Annotated in this window: 22 protein-coding genes; 13 read left to right on the forward strand and 9 right to left on the reverse strand. The window is 62.1% G+C overall.

What is annotated here, in order from left to right; translation table 11 throughout:
- Window positions 1–192 precede the first annotated feature (192 nt).
- Entirely contained in the window at window positions 193–1,701 is a 1,509-nt protein-coding gene (locus tag VFL62_RS20125; protein ID WP_325174135.1) for a PLP-dependent aminotransferase family protein, read from the reverse strand.
- Between the two features lie 164 nt (window positions 1,702–1,865).
- Here VFL62_RS20125 and VFL62_RS20130 point away from each other — a divergent pair, with 164 nt between their 5' ends.
- The 4 genes from VFL62_RS20130 (at window position 1,866) to VFL62_RS20145 (ending at window position 5,705) form a co-directional block, all read left to right on the forward strand.
- On the forward strand, window positions 1,866–2,396 hold the full coding sequence (locus VFL62_RS20130; protein ID WP_325174136.1) for a CinA family protein: 531 nt from the start codon (window positions 1,866–1,868) through the stop codon (window positions 2,394–2,396).
- Complete coding sequence (locus tag VFL62_RS20135; protein ID WP_325174137.1) at window positions 2,393–3,391, forward strand: GTP-binding protein; 999 nt, start codon at window positions 2,393–2,395, stop codon at window positions 3,389–3,391. The genes VFL62_RS20130 and VFL62_RS20135 overlap by 4 nt, the downstream gene beginning before the upstream one ends.
- 119 nt (window positions 3,392–3,510) lie before the next feature.
- On the forward strand, window positions 3,511–4,242 hold the full coding sequence (locus VFL62_RS20140; RefSeq protein WP_325174138.1) for an orotidine 5'-phosphate decarboxylase / HUMPS family protein: 732 nt from the start codon (window positions 3,511–3,513) through the stop codon (window positions 4,240–4,242).
- Between the two features lie 2 nt (window positions 4,243–4,244).
- Entirely contained in the window at window positions 4,245–5,705 is a 1,461-nt protein-coding gene (locus VFL62_RS20145; RefSeq protein WP_325174139.1) for an aldehyde dehydrogenase family protein, read from the forward strand.
- A 127-nt stretch (window positions 5,706–5,832) separates the two neighbouring features.
- On the opposite strand, the gene VFL62_RS20150 is transcribed toward VFL62_RS20145, so the two are convergent.
- On the reverse strand, window positions 5,833–6,063 hold the full coding sequence (locus tag VFL62_RS20150) for a hypothetical protein (RefSeq protein ID WP_325174140.1): 231 nt from the start codon (window positions 6,061–6,063) through the stop codon (window positions 5,833–5,835).
- Window positions 6,064–6,084: 21 nt separating this feature from the next.
- Here VFL62_RS20150 and VFL62_RS20155 point away from each other — a divergent pair, with 21 nt between their 5' ends.
- Genes VFL62_RS20155 through VFL62_RS20165 form a run of 3 tightly spaced genes read left to right on the forward strand, consistent with a single transcriptional unit; the run spans window position 6,085 to window position 8,783 of the window.
- Window positions 6,085–7,122, forward strand: a complete 1,038-nt coding sequence (locus VFL62_RS20155) for an amidohydrolase family protein (RefSeq protein WP_325174141.1) — start codon at window positions 6,085–6,087, stop codon at window positions 7,120–7,122.
- A 20-nt stretch (window positions 7,123–7,142) separates the two neighbouring features.
- Window positions 7,143–8,033: a carboxylating nicotinate-nucleotide diphosphorylase gene (gene nadC / locus VFL62_RS20160; protein WP_325174142.1), complete on the forward strand. Its 891-nt coding sequence runs from the start codon at window positions 7,143–7,145 to the stop codon at window positions 8,031–8,033.
- Window positions 8,034–8,066: 33 nt separating this feature from the next.
- The gene (locus tag VFL62_RS20165; RefSeq protein ID WP_325174143.1) at window positions 8,067–8,783 is read left to right on the forward strand and encodes a pyrimidine 5'-nucleotidase; all 717 of its coding nucleotides are present in this window, start codon (window positions 8,067–8,069) and stop codon (window positions 8,781–8,783) included.
- Window positions 8,784–8,848: 65 nt separating this feature from the next.
- Here the strand turns inward: VFL62_RS20165 and ccoG are convergent, their stop codons facing one another.
- The 4 genes from ccoG to VFL62_RS20185 form a co-directional block, all read right to left on the reverse strand.
- A complete protein-coding gene (ccoG, locus tag VFL62_RS20170; RefSeq protein WP_325174144.1) occupies window positions 8,849–10,288 on the reverse strand; it encodes a cytochrome c oxidase accessory protein CcoG in 1,440 nt (479 codons plus the stop codon).
- 71 nt (window positions 10,289–10,359) lie between these two features.
- Window positions 10,360–10,563 (reverse strand): DUF2892 domain-containing protein, encoded by a 204-nt coding sequence (locus VFL62_RS20175; protein WP_325174145.1) that lies wholly within the window; start codon window positions 10,561–10,563, stop codon window positions 10,360–10,362.
- Between the two features lie 27 nt (window positions 10,564–10,590).
- Entirely contained in the window at window positions 10,591–11,034 is a 444-nt protein-coding gene (locus VFL62_RS20180; protein WP_325174146.1) for a thioredoxin family protein, read from the reverse strand.
- Window positions 11,031–12,317: an FAD/NAD(P)-binding oxidoreductase gene (locus VFL62_RS20185; protein ID WP_325174147.1), complete on the reverse strand. Its 1,287-nt coding sequence runs from the start codon at window positions 12,315–12,317 to the stop codon at window positions 11,031–11,033. Before VFL62_RS20185 ends, VFL62_RS20180 begins: the two co-directional genes overlap by 4 nt.
- Before the next feature lie 115 nt (window positions 12,318–12,432).
- Here VFL62_RS20185 and VFL62_RS20190 point away from each other — a divergent pair, with 115 nt between their 5' ends.
- From VFL62_RS20190 to VFL62_RS20215, 6 genes are all read left to right on the forward strand, one after another.
- Entirely contained in the window at window positions 12,433–12,744 is a 312-nt protein-coding gene (locus tag VFL62_RS20190) for a metalloregulator ArsR/SmtB family transcription factor (RefSeq protein WP_325174148.1), read from the forward strand.
- 75 nt (window positions 12,745–12,819) lie between these two features.
- A complete protein-coding gene (locus VFL62_RS20195; protein WP_325174149.1) occupies window positions 12,820–13,818 on the forward strand; it encodes an efflux RND transporter periplasmic adaptor subunit in 999 nt (332 codons plus the stop codon).
- Window positions 13,815–17,039 carry an efflux RND transporter permease subunit gene (locus VFL62_RS20200; RefSeq protein ID WP_325174150.1) on the forward strand — a complete coding sequence of 1,075 codons (3,225 nt, stop codon included), beginning with the start codon at window positions 13,815–13,817 and terminating at the stop codon, window positions 17,037–17,039. The genes VFL62_RS20195 and VFL62_RS20200 overlap by 4 nt, the downstream gene beginning before the upstream one ends.
- An 11-nt stretch (window positions 17,040–17,050) precedes the next feature.
- Entirely contained in the window at window positions 17,051–17,413 is a 363-nt protein-coding gene (locus VFL62_RS20205) for a carboxymuconolactone decarboxylase family protein (protein WP_325174151.1), read from the forward strand.
- A gap of 17 nt (window positions 17,414–17,430) precedes the next feature.
- Window positions 17,431–17,772 carry a rhodanese-like domain-containing protein gene (locus VFL62_RS20210; protein WP_325174152.1) on the forward strand — a complete coding sequence of 114 codons (342 nt, stop codon included), beginning with the start codon at window positions 17,431–17,433 and terminating at the stop codon, window positions 17,770–17,772.
- Window positions 17,773–17,893: 121 nt separating this feature from the next.
- Entirely contained in the window at window positions 17,894–18,955 is a 1,062-nt protein-coding gene (locus VFL62_RS20215; RefSeq protein ID WP_325174153.1) for an MASE4 domain-containing protein, read from the forward strand.
- 47 nt (window positions 18,956–19,002) lie between these two features.
- On the opposite strand, the gene VFL62_RS20220 is transcribed toward VFL62_RS20215, so the two are convergent.
- The 3 genes from VFL62_RS20220 to VFL62_RS20230 form a co-directional block, all read right to left on the reverse strand.
- Window positions 19,003–19,482: an EF-hand domain-containing protein gene (locus VFL62_RS20220; RefSeq protein WP_325174154.1), complete on the reverse strand. Its 480-nt coding sequence runs from the start codon at window positions 19,480–19,482 to the stop codon at window positions 19,003–19,005.
- Window positions 19,483–19,743: 261 nt separating this feature from the next.
- Entirely contained in the window at window positions 19,744–20,712 is a 969-nt protein-coding gene (locus VFL62_RS20225; RefSeq protein ID WP_325174155.1) for a hypothetical protein, read from the reverse strand.
- A gap of 19 nt (window positions 20,713–20,731) precedes the next feature.
- On the reverse strand, window positions 20,732–20,968 hold the full coding sequence (locus VFL62_RS20230) for a hypothetical protein (RefSeq protein ID WP_325174162.1): 237 nt from the start codon (window positions 20,966–20,968) through the stop codon (window positions 20,732–20,734).
- Between the last annotated feature and the right edge of the window lie 49 nt (window positions 20,969–21,017).

Genomic DNA, 21,017 nt, shown 5'->3' on the forward strand with positions numbered 1-21,017 from the left:
TCGCGTCGCCTCGTCTGTTCCCGATGCGGAACGACATTCAGCTGTACACAATCGGAAACGTGTTGGTGTGCCGAGGAAGAGGTGCGATTGGCGATGCCGCGCGACGGCGAGGATTGCCTATGCCGCGAATGCCTGCGCAAGGCGGCGGCGCAAGTCTCGACCTAAATCGCAGCTTTCGGAGAACGGCGCGTTTCAGGTCGGCGCCAGCGGCGTCCGCGCAAGATTGGCGCTACTGCGCAGCGCCCCGCTCGACTTCAATGCTTCTTCGAGCCGATCGATACCGGCCTTAATCTGATCCTCCGACAGCGAGGCATAGCCGAGCAACAGCCAATTGGTTTCAAAATGCGATCCGTCATATTCGTGGCCGCCGCCGGACTGCACCGTGTAGACGCCGATATTGCGTGTGCGCGCGATCGCTTTGACATTATGCGCCGGCATCAGTGATGGCGGCAGCCGCCAGCCGATATGCGTACCGGCTTCGGTACCGAGCAGGTCGACATCGCCGAAACGTTCGCGCAACCGGCTGATCAGAGCATTGCGCCGCGAGAAGTAGTGTTGCTGGCAGCGCCGCAGATGACGGACGAAGCCGCCGCTTTGCATGAAACGCGCCAGCGTCGCCTGCTCGAGCCAGACTTGGCCGTTGTCGAGCAGCGCCTTCGCGGTCGCGGCCGCATCGACCAGATGCTCGGGGAAAATCGCAAACCCGGTCCGCAAGCCGGCTCCCAGCGATTTCGAGAACGTGCCGAGATAAATCACGTGATCGGGGTTCAACGCCGCCAAGGCCGGCAGCGGCGCGCCATCGTAACGATATTCGTTATCGTAGTCGTCCTCGATCACATAGGCGCCGGTGCGCTGAGCCCAGCGCAGGATTGTCCGCCGTCGGTCAAGCGAGAGCGTTGCGCCCATCGGAAACTGATGGGAAGGCGTCAGGTAAACCAGCCGCGCGTCGGTGGCGGCGACCGCGGTGGCATCGATCCCGGCATGGTCGACCGCAATCGGCCTCAGCCGCATCTGGTGGCTTTCGAACAGATAGGCCGCGCCCTGATTGCAGGGATTTTCGACCGCGATCTCATCACCCTGCGAGGCAAGCAGCCGCAGCGCCAGATTGAGCGCGAGCTGCGCGCCGGCGAGGATAACCACCTGCTCCGGGCGCGCCTGAATGCCGCGGGTGTTGCCGATATGCTCGGCAATGGCGACACGCAGCGCCATCAGCCCACAAGGGTCGCCGTACTCGGTCAGATTATGCCCCGCGGACGCCAAGGATTGCATGACGAGCCGCCGCCAGGTCTTCAAGGGAAAGGCGCGTGGGTCGGTGCGCTGGGTCCAGAAATCGATCGGGATATTCGAATTATTGAGAATGGCGTGCTGCCGTCCGGAGAACACCGGCGTCCGGCGCGATTCCGACGGTTCGTGAAAACCCGCCGGGGCATCGTTCTGGCTGGTGTCGACCGCCAGATCGGGCAGCACGTCGGTGACGAAGGTCCCGATCATCGGCTTGGCGACGAGGTACCCCTCGTTGATCAGGCGCTCATAGCCGAAAATCACCGAGTTACGTGACACCCGGAGCTGCGTCGCCAGGATGCGCGACGACGGCACCGGCATGCCCGGCCGCAGGATGCCGGAGACGATCTGCTCACGAATGCGCGAGAAGATCTGTTCTTGCAGGCTTTCAGGGCTGTCGCGGTCGACGGTAATCAGCATGGGTGGCTCGAAATCTGACGCCTCCAGCAAAGACCAAATCTGGCGCCACAGCAAGTTCGGGTCCAGTTCATAACCATCTTCTGGAACCACGCCCGGCCGGCAGTTGACTTCAAACCGGCCCGACACAATCGTCTTTCGACCAACCAACGATAAGAGTGGAGCCCATGTCGTCCCGCCCTCACTTCCTGAACGACGGCGAAACCATCTTCCCCGAGGAATTGCTCGTATCGGCAGCTGCGGCGCTGGACGCGGCGAAGAAAAAGGGCATGCGCCTTGCCACCGCCGAAACCGTGACTGCCGGCCTCGTCAGCGCCTGCCTCACCTCGGTGTCCGGCGCTTCGCAGATCTTCGATCGCGGTTACGTGCTTTACCATGAAACGGCCAAGGCGACCGGACTCGGCGTCGCCGAAGACGTCTCTAAAGAACACGGCGCGGTAAGCGCCGAAGTCACACAAGGATTGGCCGAAGGGCTCTTGTCGAATTCCGGCGCGGCGGTCACCGTTGCCATCACCGGCTATGCCGGTCCCGGCGGCGGCAATGCGAAGAATCCGGTCGGCACCATCTTCATCGCCGCGGCCCGCAAAGGCGCACCCCTTCTTGCCGAGCGGCACGTCTTCCCCGGCGGCCGCGACAACGTTCGGCTGGAAGCGGTGGCGGCGGCGATCCGCCTGCTCCACAAACAGATCGACGCATGAACCGCATTCCGCTGGTTTTGCTGACCGGCTTTCTCGGCGCTGGCAAGACGACGATGCTGAATGCGCTGCTGGCGAGGCCGGATTTTCGCGATACCGCCGTCGTCATCAACGAGGCCGGCGACGTCGGCCTCGATCATCTGCTGGTGGAGCAAGGCTCTGATTCCATAACGATGCTGGAAGGCGGCTGTCTCTGTTGCCGCGCCAAGGGCGCGCTGGCGCCGGCGCTGGCCAATCTGATGCGGCGCGCGCGCCAACAAGACCTGCCCCCGTTCAAGCGCGTCGTGGTCGAGACCAGCGGATTGTCCGATCCCGCGCCACTGCTCGAGGGCCTGATCGCCGACGCGCTCTTCAATCGCTTCTTCGAACTTGCCGGCGTCGTCGCCGCGATCGACGTGCGAACGTTCATGGGAGCGGCCGATCAGCACCCGGAGGCGCGGATGCAGGCCGCGCTCGCGGACCGTCTGCTGCTCACCAAGACGGACATCGCGACATCGGGCGAGACCCGACGCGTGCAGGAGAAACTGACCTTACTCAATCCACATGCAAGGCAATGTCTGGTTCAGCCGGGAACGGTGACGATGCCGGCATTCTGGCCGGAAATTCTCGATCTGCCGCGCGCGCTCGCCAAACCTCACCTGATCTGTTCGCCGGAGCCTGCGGCGATCGCGACCGCCTCGCTGATCTTCGATGGCGCGATCGAACCGGATGCGCTCGAGGACTGGCTCGACCATACCATCAATCTGCTCGGGCCGACCCTGCTGCGGATGAAGGCGATGCTGAACGTTGCGGACACGGCGCAACCGACCGTGCTGCACGCGGTGCAAGGCCTGCTGCATCGACCGGTCGATCTCAAGGCGTGGCCGGATGAGGCGCGGCGAAATCGCGTCGTCCTGATCGGACGCGATGTCGAGGAGCAGATCCTCGCAGACGCGCTGGCGCGCCTGGCCGCGACCGGGCGGCGCAGAACTGCAATGCGCAAAGTCTCCTATCAGTAGTTGTTGCGCTGCCGTTATGGACCCAGCCGTGGCTGGTACCATCAACGTGTCATGGTGCGGACCTTGGGGATCGCCAGTGAGTTGCCTAGCTTGAGATTGAGCTGACTAAAGAGGCTTTCATGACAAAGAAACTCAGGGGTGACACGGGCATCATACCGGCGCTCGATATCGATTCCCACGAGCACCTTGAACGCGTCGTGCGCGAGACCTCCAAACGCGATGGCGTCGCAGGCTACAAGCTCGGGCTCACCTCGGTGCTTCACTTCGGCTTGCGGGAATCGGTCCGACGCCTGCGAGATCTCACCGATTTGCCGATCCTCTATGATCATCAGAAGGCCGGCCCCGACATGCCGGATATGGCCAAGAAATACACGGCGCTGTGCAAGGAAGCCGACGTAGACGGGCTGATCCTGTTTCCGGTCGCCGGCCCGACCGCCGTCGACCAGTTTGTCGGCGAAGCCATTCGCGCCGGACTGACGCCATTCGTCGGCGGCGAAATTCCGGTGCCGGATTACGGTGTTTCCGGTGGCGGCTATATGCTGGATGACGCGCTCGATCGCATTCTTGCCCGCGCCGTCCAGAACAAGGCCGATCATTTCGTTCTGCCCGCCCACGACGTCGCAAAGATCAAGCGATGGTCGAAATGGATCGCATCCAATGTCTCCGCGCCGCTGACGGTACTGACGGGCTTCGGCGCACTGGGCGGCAGCATCGAAACCTCGTTCGCGGCGGCGGCCGCTTGCAAGCGCCGCTTCGCCATCGTCGGCCGCCTGATCACCGGCAGCCAATCGCCCGGCGATGCCGCCGCGCGCATGTATGAAGAGATGCAGGCCGTGAGACCGGCCGCCTGATCATGACGGCCAAGCTGCCAAAGCTTCCGCTGACGCCGTTCATCGATGGCGTATTCGAACAGCCCGGCCTTGCCAGCGAGCCGCTGCTGGATCCGGCCACCGGCGAGACCCTGGCGCGCGTTCATTCGGCGAACCGCGAACAGGCGCTGAAGGCGATCGCTGCCGCGCGCCGCGCCTTCGATGACGGCGACTGGCCAAAAATGCCGGTGTTCGAGCGCGGGCAAGTGTTGCGCCGGATCGCCGACCGCATCCTGGCGCGTGCCGAAGATCTGGCGCTGCTCGAAAGCGTCAATGGCGGCAAGCCGATCACGGGCGCGCGCCGCGAAGTTGCCGGCACGGCCAGGGTTTTCAACTACTACGCCGGCGCGATGGACAAGTTCTTCGGCGACACCATTCCGGTGTCCGAGCAACTGCTCAATTTCACGCTGCACGAACCGCTCGGTGTTGTTGCGCAGATCACGCCATGGAATTTTCCGCTGCTTGCCGCGGCCTGGAAATTGGCTCCCGCGCTGGCCGCCGGTTGCGCCTGTCTGCTGAAGCCGTCACCTTTGACGCCGCTGTCGACGCTGCTGCTTGCCGAGATCATCGCCGAATGCGGTGTGCCAAGGGGAATCGTCAATATCCTGCCCGGTGGTGCCGAGATCGGCCAGTTGCTCGCCACCCATGAGGCGATCGACGGCATCTCGTTTACCGGTTCGACCGCGGTCGGCACCGAAGTGATGCGGGCTGCGGCGGGAACCGTGAAGAAGGTTGCGCTGGAGCTCGGCGGCAAGAACGCCTGCATCGTTTTCGACGACGCCGATATCGCAGGCGCTGCAAAGAGCGCGGTATCGGGCGCCTTTGGCAACGCCGGGCAATCCTGCTCGGCGCGCTCGCGTTTTCTGGTGCAGAAATCGGCCATCGCGCCTTTCACCGAAGCGCTGCTTGGCGAACTCAAGATGCTCCGGCTCGGCTCACCGCTCGACCCCACGACGACGCTCGGCCCGCTGATCTCAGCGGCGCACTGGCAACGCGTCGAGCGCAGCGTTCGCGGCGCCGAACAGCAAGGCGCCAGGCTTCTGACAGGCGGACACCGTCCCGACGATTTGCCGGACGGCAATTTCTTTCTGCCGACGGTGTTCGGCGGCGTCACGGCCGATATGCCGCTCTATAATGAGGAAGTGTTTGGTCCGGTGTGCAGCATCACATCGTTTGAGACCGAGAATGATGCGGTCCGCAAGGCCAACGATTCCGTCTATGGCCTCAATGGCTCGGTTTGGTCGCGCGACATCGGCAGGGCCTTGCGGGTCGCCAAAGCCGTCCGCACCGGCATGATCGCCGTCAACGGACTGCCGAGCGCGAGTTCGACCAGCCTGTTCGCTCCGTTCGGCGGCACCAAGCGCTCGGGCATAGGCCGCGAACTCGGGATGGACGCGCTTGCGTTCTATACCGAGGTAAAGACGGTCACGATCGATCTGTCCTGAGACATTTGGTCGTCCGATCTTTGAGCGTTAGCGCCTCGACAAAGCCGCGTCAGTGCAGATATGGGTCCAGAGCCGGTGGACCCATGGATTGAACGGCCTGTGGCACTTCGCCTTGGTTTTCCGCCTGTTAGCTTTTCAAATGGGTGATAAGGGCGCGCGAATGTTGACGGCGATTGTCGGCGGTACATTGATTGATGGGCTCGGTGGCGAGCCGGTCCAGCGCGGCGCCGTTGTGATCGAAGACGGGAGAATAATTGCAGCGGGAGCTGAGCGAAACGTAGCTATTCCTGCCAAGGCCATACGCCTCGACGCGGCCGGCCGAACGATCTTGCCGGGTTTCATCGATTGCCACGTTCATGGCACCTATCGTGCGCGCGACATGCGACAGCATCTGTTGAATACGCCGACATATAATGTGCTTCGATCGATCGATATTTTTCGCCAGACGCTCGCCTGCGGCATCACCACGGCACGCGACATGGGCGGTGCCGATGCCGGTTTCAGGGCCGCGATAGAGGAAGGCCTGATCGACGGCCCGCGGCTTCTGATCTCGCTCGGCATGATTTCGCAAACCGGCGGCCATGGCGACTATTGGGTGCCGGCCGACATGCGGATCAAGAAGCGCGCGTGGTTGCCTGACACGGTAGCCGACGGCGTCGAGGAAATCCGCCGCCTTGTCCGCGAACTGCTGATGCGCGGCGCCGACTTCATCAAGATCTGCGCGACCGGCGGCATTACATCCGTCACCGACAGCTGGGACGAGCCGCAGTTCACGATCGAGGAAATCAGGACGGCGGTCGAAGAAGCCGCCGCCAAGCGACGCCGTGTCGCGGTTCATGCCGAAGGCATCGATGGCATACGCAACGCAGTTCAGGCCGGCATCCACTCGCTGGAGCACGGCTGGTTCATCGACGAGCAGGCGATCGACAAGATGCTGGAGATGAAGACCTGGTGGGTTCCGACGCTGGCGCTGGTGCCGCTGTCGGTGAAAAAGCGCGGCAGCGACAAATCCTGGGCCGGTCACCAGATGGGTCAGGAAGACGTCAAGGACAAGGAGATCTACGACCGCATGCAGGGACAGATCCCGATCTGGAAGGAAGCCGTGCGCCGCGGCGTCAAGGTGGCGATGGGCACCGACCAGTCGCATCGTCTGTTGGTCGGCGAAAACATGGTTGAACTGGAATTCATGGTGAACTGGCTCGGCATGACGCCGATGCAGGTCATCGTCGCCTCCACCAGCAAGGCGGCCGAGTGCATCGAACGTCCCGACCTCGGCGCGCTCACGCCCGGCAGAGCCGCCGACATTCTCGTCGTCGACGGCAATCCGCTCGACGATATTTCCGTCATGCAGAAGCGCGAGAAACTCCATCTCGTGATGAAGGCGGGCAAGGCATTTACCGACAAGCTTTCTTCGTAAAGATCAGAAGGACCAATCCGATGAGACTGAACCGATTCATGATCCGGCCGCTGGTCGAACAGGCATTGCGCGAAGAACTCGGCCCCGGCGACACCACGGGCGGCTTTCTGGTCGGCGACGACCCGATCCAGACTGCGCAGATCTATGCCAAGGGCACCGGTATCGTCTGTGGCCTCTTGCTCGCCGACGAAACCATCAAGCAGATCGACCCCGAGGCGCAGATTGAATACGCGGTACAGGACGGCGATCCGGTCGGGCCCGGCACCGTGCTGTTGCGCGTCAAGGCGCGCGCCTCGACCTTCTTCATCATCGAGCGCAATGCGCTCGACTGGATTCAGCAGATGTCCGGCATTGCGACCAAGACCCGGCGCTACGCCGATCTGGTCAAGCACACCAAGGTGCGCATCACCGACACCCGCAAGGGATGGCCGGGCCTGCGCATGATCATGAAATATGCGGTGCGCGTCGGCGGCGCCCACAACCACATCTTCAGCCTCGCGAACTGCATCCTGGTCAAGGACAACCACATCAAGATCGCGGGCTCGATCACCAATGCGATCGAAACCTTGCGCGCCACGGCGCAGCACACTTTCAAGATCGAGGTAGAATGCGAAACCCTCGAAATGGTCGAGGAGGCACTCGCCTGCGGCGTTGAGATCATCATGTTCGACAACATGGATCTCGACGAAATGAAGGCCGGCCTCAAGCTGGTCAACGGGCGCGCCATGACCGAAGCCTCGGGCGGCATCAACGAGCAGACCATCGTGCCGATTGCCGAAACCGGTGTCGATATCATCTCGGTCGGCGACCTCACCCACTCGATCCGCGCGCTCGATATCAGCCTCGATGTGCAGGACATCAAGCCGAGTGCGCAACGAACCATCCGACGGCTGAAGGAGGCCGCGCGCTAGACGAATGCGCGGCCGGCCGATACCAACGGGCCGATGACCTTTTCTACAATCACGCTTAACGACGGCACCCAACCAAGCCTGCGCGAATCGTTCGCGCATGTCGACACCTGGGTGTTCGATCTCGACGATACGCTCTATCCGCGATCGGTCGACCTGCACGGTCAGATGAAGGCGCGCGTCGTGTCATTCATCGCCGATCACATGAAGATCGGCCGCGCCGCTGCCGAGGCTATCCATGTCGACTATTACGAGCGCTTCGGCTCGACGTTGCAGGGCATGGTCCAACTGCACGGGGTTTCGCCGCACGCCTTTCTGGATTTCGTTCACGACATCGATCTGTCGGTGCTGGTGCACAACGACGATCTGATCGAAGCACTGCGCGCTCTGCCGGGCCGGCGCATCATCTTCACCAACGCGCCGCGCGGCCACGCCATCGCCGCGCTCGCCGCCATGGGCATGGCCGAACTGTTCGAGGCCATCGCCAGTATCGAGGACAGCGAATTCATCGGCAAACCGAACTTGAGCGCATTTGCGGGCTTTTTCGAAGCCCACGGGGTCGATCCAAGGACCGCGGCCATGTTCGAGGACCGCCCGGGCAATCTCTTGGTGCCGCATCAACTGGGCATGAAGACCGTTTTCGTGGTCGATCCGTTGTTCGAAGATGCGGGTCGCGTCGCAAAGCCAGGGCATGCCGACCTCGTCGTCACCGACCTGACGGGATTTCTCCGCCAGTTGCTGCCTCGCGGATAATGCGAAGGCCACGAGGCGCCGCGCGCGATCTGCCACATCGCATCAGCCCCGGCGCGAATTGAGGTTCACCGGCTCGCCGGGACAAAATGATCGCTGGCGCGGGCGGTCTTCCCACTGACCAAGTCGGTAACTTCGATCGCAATGTCGACCGTCATCTCAGGCACCACTGCCCGATCGACCTGCACCGAGATTCTGAATTCTCCGGTCTGGTCGCGCCCGACTTCGACAACCGGCTTTCCATCCGTCTGCCGGTCGGCGCCGATGACGCGCAAGGTCGCACCCGGCAGACCCGATACGTCCAGCGCAAACGATCGCTCGGCACCTTTGTTGAGGATGTGAACGGTATAGTTGTTGCGGATTCCGCCATCGGCGAGCTGTACAAACAGTGGGTTGCGGTCGTGCAGCACGTTGACGCTCAACATGCTTCTCGTCGCAAGCGAGTAGAGCATGATGCCGCCGACGACCAAGATGATGGCGGCATAAATCAGCGTGCGCGCCCGGATCAGCCGATAGACCGGAGGCTTGCCTTCGCGCCGCCGCTCGGCGTTGATGTCAGTGTCATAACCGATCAACGTGGTGGGGCGCCCGATCTCCCGCATGACGGTGTCACAGGCATCGATGCACAAGCCGCACTGGATGCAGCCCAACTGGATGCCGTTGCGGATGTCGACGCCGGTTGGGCAGACGTTGATGCATTGATGGCAGTCGACGCAATCACCTGCGACCTCACCATGCGCGCGGGCTTGCTCGGCCTTCTTGACCGACATGCGCGGCTCGCCACGGTCGCGCCGATAGGTCACGTTGAGCGCCCATTCGTCGGTCAATGCCGCCTGAATCCGCGGCCACGGACACATGTAAATGCAGACCTGCTCGCGGGCATGGCCGGCGAACATATAGGTGGTCGCGGTCAGGATGCCGATCCACAGGTACGCGACAAACGGTGCCTGCAACGTCGCGAGATCGCACACCAGCGTCGGCGCGTCGGCGAAGTACAGCACCCAGGCGCCGCCGGTCCACCAGGCGATCATGATCCAGAGAAAATGCTTGAGCGCGACGCGTCGAATATGGGTGAACGTCCAGCCGCGCTTGTCGCTCAGCATGCGATCGCGGCGGTCACCCTCGACCCAGCGCTCGACTGCGTAGAACAGATCGGTCCAGACCGTCTGCGGACAGAGGTAGCCGCACCACAGGCGGCCAGCGACCGCATTCATCAGGAACAGCGCCATGGCGGCGAGAATGAGCAGTCCCGTGAAGTAGTAGACTTCCTGCGGCCACAGCTCGATAAAGAAGAAGTAGAATCGTCGGTTCGGAAAATCGACCATCACGGCCTGGCTGGGCAGACCCGGACCCCGATTCCACCGCACAAACGGCAACAGGTAGTACACGCCGAGGGTGATGCAGAGGATCGTCCACTTGATGCGGCGAAATCTGCCGTGGACCGACTGCGGATAGACCTTCTTGCGCTTTTCGTAGAGCGGACCTTCGATGAAGGTTTCATCGGTCATGCACAGGCATCCTTGCAATGGCTCTCGCTCGCATTACGCGGCGGATTGACGACTTCGGTCGATACCCGGCTTCAATTAAAGGCGCATCCGCCGCGCAAGCCGAGCTTTTTGAAAACGATCGCCGCCGGGCAGAAACCGGTAAACGAGGCCTGGATCATGTTCAGTCCGGCAAACACTGTCAGCAGGTACCAATACGGACTGACATAAGTCCCGAGTGCGAGCCCGAACAGCACGACGAATCCAGCGAAGGCCAGGACAGCTTTATCGACATTCATGACGTTCTCCTTTTTACCAAAATGCGTTTACGAACGGGCGAGCCCGGCCTCTGTCCAGGCAACGATGCTCCGGGCGTCCATGGCGCCGGACTGCCGCGCGATCTCGCGCCCGCCTCGCATCAAGACCAGGGTCGGGATACCCGTGATATTGAGCCGCGACGAGACGGCCGGCGCCTGATCGGAATTCAGCTTCAGAAGGCGGACTTTGGGCTCAAGCGCGAGAGCCGCACGCTCGAACATCGGCGCCATCGCGCGGCACGGACCGCACCATGGCGCCCAGACATCGATGAGCACGGCAATATCGTTGTTGGCGACGTGGCGGCCAAACCCTTCCTCATCAACCTCGATCGGATGGCCGGTGAAGATCGGCTGATGGCACGCACCGCAGCGCGCGTCCTTGGACGCGCGCTCCACCGGCAGCCGGTTGGTCCGCCCACAATGGCCACAAACGATGTGACGGATCGCGCTCATGTGCCGGTCTTGACCTCCTTGATCTTGCCGATGTTGAGCTGGTTGAGCACGAAGCGTTCGTAGAACGGTTCGCTCTCGCCGCGCCGCATCTTGCGGAGGAAATACTTCTCGAAGGCCACTTTCGCGTAGTGGACCCACTCGCCTTTCGACGACCAGTTGACATTGCGCGGCGGAATTTGCGGTTGCGCGAGGAAGGCAACGCCGGAATCGCCGAAATCGGCAAGACAGATCGCATTCCAGGTCGGCTGCGCCTTCGGCACCTCGCCGCGAAGCAGCGCACCGATGTTCATTGCGGTCGCCGTCACCATCGATTCGATCATGAAGCCGGTCTTCGGTACGCCGACCGGAACCGGCGTGGCGCCGACCGGCGCGATCGCCACACATACACCGACCGCGAACACGTTCGGAAAAGCCGGGTTACGCTGATGCTTGTCGACGATGACAAAGCCACGCGGATTGGTCAGCTTCTCGATACCGCGGACCGCGTCGACGCCGCGAAAGGCCGGCAACATCATCGAATACGCGAACGGCAGTTCGTGCGCCTTGTGAACCGTGCCGTTTTCGGCGAATTCCTCCACCGTCATCTTGCCCGGTTCGACGCGATCGATTCGTGCGTTGGTGATCCACTTGATGTGCTTTTCGCGCATCTCGCTTTCGAGCAGACCCTTGGTGTCGCCGACACCATCGAGGCCGAGATGACCGATATAGGGCTCCGAGGTCACGAAGGTCATCGGCACCTGATCGCGCAGCTTGCGGCGGCGCAACTCGGTTTCCAGGATGAACAGGAATTCGTAGGCCGGACCGAAGCAGGATGCGCCCTGCACCGCGCCGATCACCACGGGGCCGGGTTTGGCCGCGAGCTGTTCGAAGGCTTCCTTCGCCTTTGAGGCGTGATCGACGTGGCAGATCGATTGCGTGTAGCCCTGCGGGCCCAATCCTGGAATTTCGTCGAACGCAAGCTCGGGACCGGTTGCAACCACGAGATAGTCGTAGCTGATGGACGAGCCGTCGCCGAGTTCGATCCGATTGGCGTCCGGATGGACGCGCTTGGCGCCTTGCGTCAGGAGCTGGACGCCCTTGCGCCTCATGATCTCGGAGAGATCGATTTCGATTTCGTCGCGCTTGCGCCAGCCGATCGCGACCCAGGGATTGGATGGCACGAAATGATAGGTCGCACCTTGCGATATCACGCTCAGGCGATCTTCCTTTCTCAGCTGGGGCAGCAACTCATAGGCCATCAGCGTCCCGCTGAGACCGGCTCCGATTACGACAACTTCAGCCACGGTTACCTCCATCTGGGTTGACCGCCTCGCCGGTCGGGATCCGGCCGTCTCGCGGCGCTTGACTATATATTCGTAACTTCGTATATACGCAACTATGAATATTGATATGAAGATCATGGAGCGCGCCGCCGATCAGGCGAGCAACCTGCTGAAGGCGCTTTCCAACCGCCACAGGCTTCTCATCATCTGCCAGTTGATCGACGGCGACCGCTCGGTCGGCGAACTGGCGGAATTCCTGGAATTGAGAGATTCCACGGTTTCCCAGCATCTTGCGCTCCTTCGCAAGGACGGACTGGTAGCCGCGCGACGCGATGCGCAGACGATCTTCTATTCGATCGCGAGCGAACCGGCCCGCGAGATCCTCAAGACGCTCTACCAAGCCTATTGCGCACCCAAGGCTAAGAGCACGGGCCGAGCGTCGCGTTGAGTTAGATCAACGCGGGAACGCCCCCACTGATGAATTTATGAGACGAGCGCCACGATGCGATGGATGGATGATGCTATGATTAGGCAAGCTTTTTGGTTCTTGGCTGCGGCTGCGTCGCTCTCTTCGATCACTTCTGTCGCAGCCGGCGCGGAACCGCTCACGGTCAACCAGCTCTCGATCGCCGACGAAAAGGCGGTGTTTGCCACCGTCGAAAGCATCAGCGTGGTGCCGGCGCGCAGCCGCATCGGCGGCACCATCGCACAGCTCCACGTCCGGGAAGGCGATGCGGTGACGCGCGGACAAGCAATTGCCGTGGTGGGCGACGAGAAGCTCGTACTGCAGATGAAGGCGCTCGACGCCCAGATACAGGCGTTGCAGGCCCAGGCCGATCAGGCGCAAACCGATTTTGATCGCATCGAAGGCTTGGTCGAACGCGGGACACTTCCGCGTACCCGGCTCGATGAGGCGCGTACACTTCTCAACGTCTCGCAAAACAATCTTCGAGCCAAGATCGCCGAACGTGGCGTGGTCCAGCAACAGCAGACGGAGGGACAGGTGCTCGCTCCGCAGGACGGCCGTGTGTTGAAACGCCTGGTGGCAGTGGGTTCTGTTGTCTTGCCGGGCGATCCCGTCGTCACGGTCGCGCAGCAGAATTTCAAGCTGCGGCTGCGACTGCCGGAAGAGCACGCCCGCTTCCTCAAAGCCGGCGACCGCATTCGTCTCGACGGCGATGAATCCGGCGAGCATACCGCCAGATCGGGCGTGATCGATCTTGTCTATCCCCAGATCGAGGAAGGCCGGGTGGTCGCGGATGCAACCGTCGAAGGCATCGGCGAATATTTCGTTGGCGACCGCTTGCGGGTCTGGATTTCCGGCGGCACGCGGCCGGCATTCGTCATCCCATCGAGTTACGTCAAGACGCGCTTTGGCATCGATTACGTTCGCCTCCGTAACGGAGACGGCACGATCGAAGTGCCGGTGCAGCGCGGGCATGAGATGCCGACGGCCGCGCTCCCCGAAGGGCTTGAAATCCTGTCCGGGCTTCGCACCGGCGACCAATTGGAGCGGCCGTGAATCTCGGACTCTCAGGCCGGCTGACCCAGGCAACCGTTGCCTCGCCGCTGACGCCCTTGTTCCTGCTCGCTGCCCTCGTGGTCGGCCTGATCGCGGTCGTCGTGATTCCGCGCGAGGAAGAGCCGCAGATCAGCGTACCGATGGTCGATATCCGCGTCAGCGCGGACGGATTGCGCGGTCCTGATGCGGTCGAACTCGTCACCAAGCCGCTGGAGTCCATCGTCAAGGGCATCGACGGTGTCGAGCACGTCTACAGCCAGACCGAAGACGATCGCGTGATGGTCACCGCGCGCTTTCTGGTCGGCACCAAATTCGAGGACGCCATCCTGCGCGTTCACGAGAAGATGCGCGCCAACCTCGACCGCATCCCCGTCGGCATCCCCGAGCCGCTGATCGTCGGCCGCGGAATCAATGATGTCGCCGTGACGGTATTGACGCTCTCGCCGAAGCCAGAGGCCGCCGAACGCTGGACCGACAAGGACCTGTTCGAACTCGCCGACAAGCTGCGCGCCGAGCTCATGAAGGTCGACAATATCGGATTGACCTATATTTCAGGCGGCGCGCCGCAGGAAATCAGGGTCGAGCCCGACCCGGAAAAACTCTCGCTCTATGGCGTCACGCTTCAGCAACTGGTCGCAAAAGTGAAGGACGCGAACCGGTCCTTTCTCGCCGGTCAGGTTCGCGATGCCGGCACGGTGCGCGGGGTCGCCGCCGGCCAAACGCTGTCGGGCATTCCCGACATCGGACTGCTGCTGGTTTCGACCCGCGACGGACGTCCGGTCTATGTCAGGGATGTCGCCAGCGTCGTGATCGGGCCAAGCACGGTCGATCATCGGGTCTGGAATGACGTTCGGGACAGCAAAGGACAATGGACGCGGGTGCCCGCGGTCAGCCTGGCGCTCGCCAAGCGAGCCGGTGCCAACGCGGTAGTGGTCTCCGAAGATGTCGCCCACCGTCTGGAAGGACTGAAATCCAACCTCATTCCCAGCGACGTCGAAGTTACGGTAACCCGCGACTACGGCGAAACCGCCAACGAAAAAGCCAATGAACTATTGTTTCATCTGGGTCTGGCGACGCTGTCGATCGTCGTGCTCATCGCGATCGCGATCGGCTGGCGCGAGGCGGTCGTGACGCTGGTCGTTATCCCAACGACGATCCTCTTGACGATGTTCGCCGCCAACCTCATGGGCTACACCATCAACCGCGTCAGCCTGTTTGCCCTGATCTTCTCGATCGGCATTCTGGTCGACGACGCGATCGTGGTGGTCGAGAACATCGCGCGCCACTGGGCCATGAATGACGGCCGCCCTCGCCTGCAGGCAACCATCGAAGCCGTCGCGGAGGTCGGCAACCCGACCATCGTCGCCACGCTGACCGTGGTTGCCGCGCTGTTGCCGATGCTGTTTGTGTCGGGGCTGATGGGGCCCTATATGGCGCCGATTCCGGCCAACGCTTCTGCAGCCATGCTGTTCTCGTTCTTTGTCGCCATGGTGGTCGCGCCTTGGTTGATGCTGCGGCTCGCGCCGAAAACCCGTAGCGGCCCGGCGCATGCCGCGCACAGCGAGGGCCGGCTCGGCGCGCTCTACCGTCGCTTTGCCACGCCGATCGTCAGCAGCAAGCGTGCGTCTTGGCGGTTTCTGCTCGCGGTTGGCGTTGCCACGCTGGTGTCGATGACGCTGTTTGCGACCAAATCCGTCACAGTCAAGTTGCTGCCGTTCGACAACAAGTCGGAAATTGCGGTCATGGTCGATCTGCCGGAAGGCGCAAGCCTGGAAGCCACCGAGCGCGCGCTAATCGGTGCCGCGGAGATCGCGCGGCACGTGCCGGAGGTGACCTCGCTGCAGTCCTATGCCGGCACCGCGGCGCCATTCAACTTCAACGGCCTGGTGCGCCACTATTACTTGCGTGAACGACCCGAACTTGGGGAACTGCAGGTCAACCTCACGTCTAGGGGCGAACGCAAGCGCGCCAGCCACGAGATTGCGCTTGAGCTTCGGCGGCAATTGAAGGCGCTCGAGCTTCCCTCCGGCACCAGCATCAAGGTGGTCGAGGTGCCCCCGGGTCCGCCCGTGCTTTCGACGCTGCTGGCCGAGGTCTATGGTCCGAACGCCGCCACGCGCCGCGCGGTCACAGTCGAGCTGAAGAAGATCTTCGCAGAAGTGCCCTTCATCGTCGATGTCGACGATTCGATTGGCGAAAGGCGGCCGCGGCTTCGGCTGTCGATCGATCAGGACCGGCTCGAATTCTTCGGCGTCGAGCAGCGCGACGTCTACGACACCATCCAGGCGCTGTTCGGCGGCATTCCGATCGGCTACTCGCACCGCGGCGAGGACCGCAACCCGATCGAGATCGCTGTGCGGCTGCCCAAGCGCGATCTGGTCTGGGACGAAGCGCTGGCCTCGACCCCGGTGCCCGCCAATACGCTGCCCGGAAGCAAGACGGTCGTCGAGTTGGGCCAGGTCGTGAAGGCGACGATGGAGCAAGGCACGCCCGTCATCTTCCGCCGTGATGGCCGCTTCGCCGACATGGTGATGGCGGAACTGGCCGGACGTTTCGAGGCGCCGCTTTACGGCATGCTCGAGGTGGATAGCCGCATCGAAACGCATGATTGGGGCGCGTTGCCCAAGCCGACCGTGAAAATGCACGGTCAGCCGGTCGACGAAACGCATCCGACGCTATTGTGGGACGGCGAGTGGGAAATCACCTGGGTGACGTTCCGCGACATGGGTGCGGCGTTTGGGGCTGCAATCCTCGGCATCTACGTGCTCGTCGTCGCCCAATTCCGGAGTTTTCGCCTGCCGCTGGTTATCCTGACGCCGATCCCGCTGACCCTGATCGGCATCCTGATCGGACACTGGCTGCTGGGAGCACCGTTCACCGCAACCTCGATGATCGGCTTCATCGCGCTCGCCGGCATCATCGTGCGCAACTCGATCCTGCTGGTCGATTTCATCCGCCATTCCGGTAGCGAGGGCAAGCCGCTGCGCGAGGTGGTGCTTGAGGCCGGTGCGGTCCGCTTCAAGCCGATCCTGCTGACGGCACTCGCCGCTATGATCGGCGCAGCAACGATCCTGCTCGATCCGATCTTTCAGGGGCTGGCGATTTCGCTGCTGTTTGGCCTCGCCTCTTCGACGCTGCTCACGGTGCTGGTCATCCCCGCGATCTACATCGCCCTGCGCGCACCGCGCGAGGTACCCGCAGCCGCCCCCAAATCAAGCTAACGAGGCACCACATGGACAAGAGTTATCCGGAAATCACCAGGCAGATATCCGCAAACTTGCGGAAACTCCGCAACGACATTCCCGACGTCATGAAGGGATTTTCCACACTCGCACAAGCAGCAAGCCGGGACGGCGCGCTTGACAAGAAAACCAAGGAGCTGATCGCGCTTGCGCTTGGTGTGGCCGCGCATTGCGACGGCTGCATCGGATTTCATACCGAAGCGCTGGTCAAGCTCGGCGCCACACGCCCGGAAGTCGAGGAGGCGCTTGGCATGGCCGTCTATATGGGCGGCGGCCCGTCCCTGATGTACGCCGCCGACGCGATCGCCGCGTATGAAGAGTTTCAGAAAACTTCCCTTGAGGCTGCGATTTAGCGCGGAGGGTACGAACAATGATATCGGGACTCCTGCAAAAGCTGGTCAGCTCGGCGAGCGTTCCAGCTATTGAACATGACGAACTCGTGCGGGCTCTCAAGGAGAAGACTTGCATCCTCGTCGATGTCCGCGAACCTCACGAATTCAAGAGCGGTCACATCGCCGGCGCGATCAATCATCCATTGTCGAGCTTCGACCCGGCCAAGATTGCGAAGGGAAAGCCGATGGTCCTGATCTGCCAGGCAGGCGGGCGTTCGGCAAAGGCCTTGCGTCGCGCTTTGTCCGCTGGACGACGAGACGCCCGGCATTATGCTGGTGGGATGAGCCGATGGCGTGCGTTTGGCGGTCCGGTCGCATAGGAACTCAGCCACACGATCGCGTGGCTTTGCCGAGCAACCCGAAAGAGCAAATGGACCTTGATATTTCGAGCCATCTGCCATGGTTGATACAGGGGTAGTTAAAGCCGATCGACGTCAGTCGATGCTCTCGACGGCCTTGGCGACGTCGCGCCAGAAACGCGCAGCGCTGGCTCTGGCCATCGCGAGCCTGCTTGCCTTCATTGCCGTCGCTCCGTTCGCAACGATCCCGTTGCTGGAACTGCCGGCCTTCATCCCGGCCTATGAGGCCGTGCTGTTCTTCATCGACCTGGTGACTGCGTTACTGTTGTTCGACCAGTTCGCTCGCGTGCAAACGCGCGGCCTGCTGTTTCTGGCTGCGGCGTATCTGTTCGACACCCTCATCATCATTCCGCACGCTCTGAGTTTCCCCGGCCTGTTCTGGCCGACGGGCCTGCTCGGGGCCAAGGATCAGACGACGGCGTGGCTTTACGTTTTCTGGCATGGCGGATTCGCGATCCTGGTGCTGTGCTATTCGCTTGCCAGCCGGCAAGAGATCGCCGCGGCGATGAAGCCATGGACGCGACTGCAGGTCGGCTGGGCAATCGCAGGCTCGATGCTCGCCATGGGCGCGCTCACCGTCCTGCTTACCCTGTTTGCGACATGGGGACACGACCTGCTGCCGGTGGTGATGGAGGGCAGCAACTATTCGCTTCTGGTGAAGAAAGGCGTCAGCCCGGCGGTTTGGGCGCTGACGCTTGCCGGCTTGGTCCTGCTTTGGCGACGCGAACAGAGGGTCATGGACCTTTGGCTGATGCTGGTGATGTGGATATGGCTGTTCGACATCGCGCTTTCGGCCGTGATCGGGTCTAACCGTTTCGATATCGGCTTCTATGCCGGACGGCTCTTCGGCCTGCTCGCCTCAAGCCTTTTGCTGTTGTCGCTGGTTCGTGAAACCGTTCAGTTGCATTCGAGAGCCTTGGTCGCAGCCGCCAGTCTCGAGCACAAGCTGGCGCAGTTCATGCGCGCTCAGGCCATGAACGAAACATCCACAACCTGGAAATCGGACGAATCCCCCGAAATGTTCGTGCATCGGCAAAATATCGCGCGATACCGAAGCCTGCTGAAATCGGAAGCGCTGGCCGATGAGCAGCGCCATACGATCGAAACGCTGCTGCGCGACGAGGAGCGGCGAGCCCGAGACTAGACATCACCCACTACTTAATTCAGCCGCACGTCACGTGCGGCTTGGTCTCAGTGAAAGCGGTCGCGCGGCCGTTCCTGCGGCCCGCCCGTCGGCTGCGGCGTGGTTGCCGCTTTCAGTTCGTCCGGCGTGACACGGCAATCGCCATTCTTGTCGAAGCGCAGGATGAAGACACTCGGCTTTTCGACGAATTCCTTGCGCGAAATCTTGCCGTCATGGTTCTCGTCGAAGTAGCCGAAGTCGGCCTGGGCAAGCGACGGATCGGCTTTCTTGATCGCCTCGAATTCAGCGGGATTAAGAAAACCCTTGCGACCCTTGTCGGCGGAAGCGAACAGCTGCTCCATGAACTTCTTCCATTCGTCGCAGGTGAAGACGCCGTCGTGATTGGCGTCCCATACCGGCGGCCCGGCGTTGAGCAGCGGATCGGAACGACCGGATTGAGCCATCACCGCAAATGATCCGACCGCGTTGCCGACGATCAGCACGGCCAATGCCGTACCGATGCGAAGCGCCAAAACTCCCTCACGCAAATTCTCGTCCCCCTCGCTACAAGCAAGCGGAGCCACCCACAGAAATAGCAAACCCGCCCGCCGGAACCACTTTGGATCAATGCGGCGGGCTTGTCATCCAAGGCACGCGCAAAATTGCGTACGCGTTTTGGCTATTAAAAAGCTATTTTTGAATCATCCGCGGCGCCGTGACACCGGTTCTTCTCAGCAAGACCGCCGAAAATTCGCCCTCGGACCAGAACCAAGAGAGATACGCCTGCAAGCGGAATGCGGCTCACCTGCTCACGGCGCCGGCGTCATCCTAATCGTCCGCGTATCGGTCTGGATCAGGTTCTGTTCCATGCCGCGAAAAACCGTCGTCGACCTTTCGGCGACCTTTTGCGTCATGCCATCCTGAACCTCGAACTCGGTTTGTCGCCCGAATGAAAACACCATCGAATCGACCAGCCGATTGACGAGTTCCGGCGTCACGCTGTCGCCCGAGGCCGCGAGCAGGCTCCGCGCAAAGGACTGCATGAATTCGTTCATGGCAGCGGGATCGACCGAGGTAGCATTGACGAATTTGAGCCGGCTCGCCGTGGCGTCGGTTTCGACCAGTTCGAAGCGCTCGTTCGATTTCAGCGCATCGCCGCCGAGCGGATTTTCCGCAGGCTTCGTCACCTGCCTGACTTCGCCTTGCTTCATGCCGGTGTTTTGCGCCGCTGCGAGCAGAGCGAGCGAGTCGATATAGACGCCGGCGGCGCTGCTGGCGTCGACTTCGACCAATTCCGCCATCAACTGGTCGAACAGCGCGCGCGCAGCGGGCCGGCGATCAAATTGTCCGACCAGTTCATCGGCTCTGGCACGGATCTGGCGCCTCGCTTCCTCGAGATTGTCGATGCGCAACGGCTTGCCGGCTGCGTCCGTGCTGGCGCGAATCACCACGTCCTCAAGCGCCTTCGCGTAGGCGCGCCGCAATGGCACGCTTCGCGCATTGCCCTCGACCGTGGCACCACGCTGCACGTAGGAAATCCGGTATCCGTCCGCCGTCTTCTGCTCGATGGTCAATTCCGCGCGGGTCTTGATCAACGAGGTCGCGGTGCCATCGGGCCTGACTTCTTCGCCCTGCATCTGCGTTTCGATGCTCCAGCGGCTGCCCACCGGCGGATCGTAGATTTTTTCGCCAGCAATGGCTGGTATGGCGGCGAACATCGCAAGCCCTGCGATGGACGCTGCAAACGTCCGAGCGCGCGCGAAACCCGGCGTCATCATCACGCTTCCCCCAAGATCATCAGCTCAAGCGGCCATGCGTGCGCAGCCACGCTTTTCCGTCGTCGGTGACGACGACCATGCCGCGAGGACCCGAATTGCCGGCGCGGGCGACGTATCCGCGATCGACGGCGTCCTCCCAGATCGTGAGACGCGGACATGAGGTCCGCCAGGCGGCAATGACCTCCTGATACGGACGCGGTTCCCGGGCAATCCACTCCACCAGATCAAGAACCAGCGAATCCGCCGCCTCCTCCATCGATTCCTCCGTTTGTGCGCCGCTTATATAGGCCGCCAGAGCCATAACG

The organism is Bradyrhizobium sp. (genome assembly GCF_035701725.1).
In the GTDB taxonomy this organism is placed as follows: domain Bacteria; phylum Pseudomonadota; class Alphaproteobacteria; order Rhizobiales; family Xanthobacteraceae; genus Bradyrhizobium.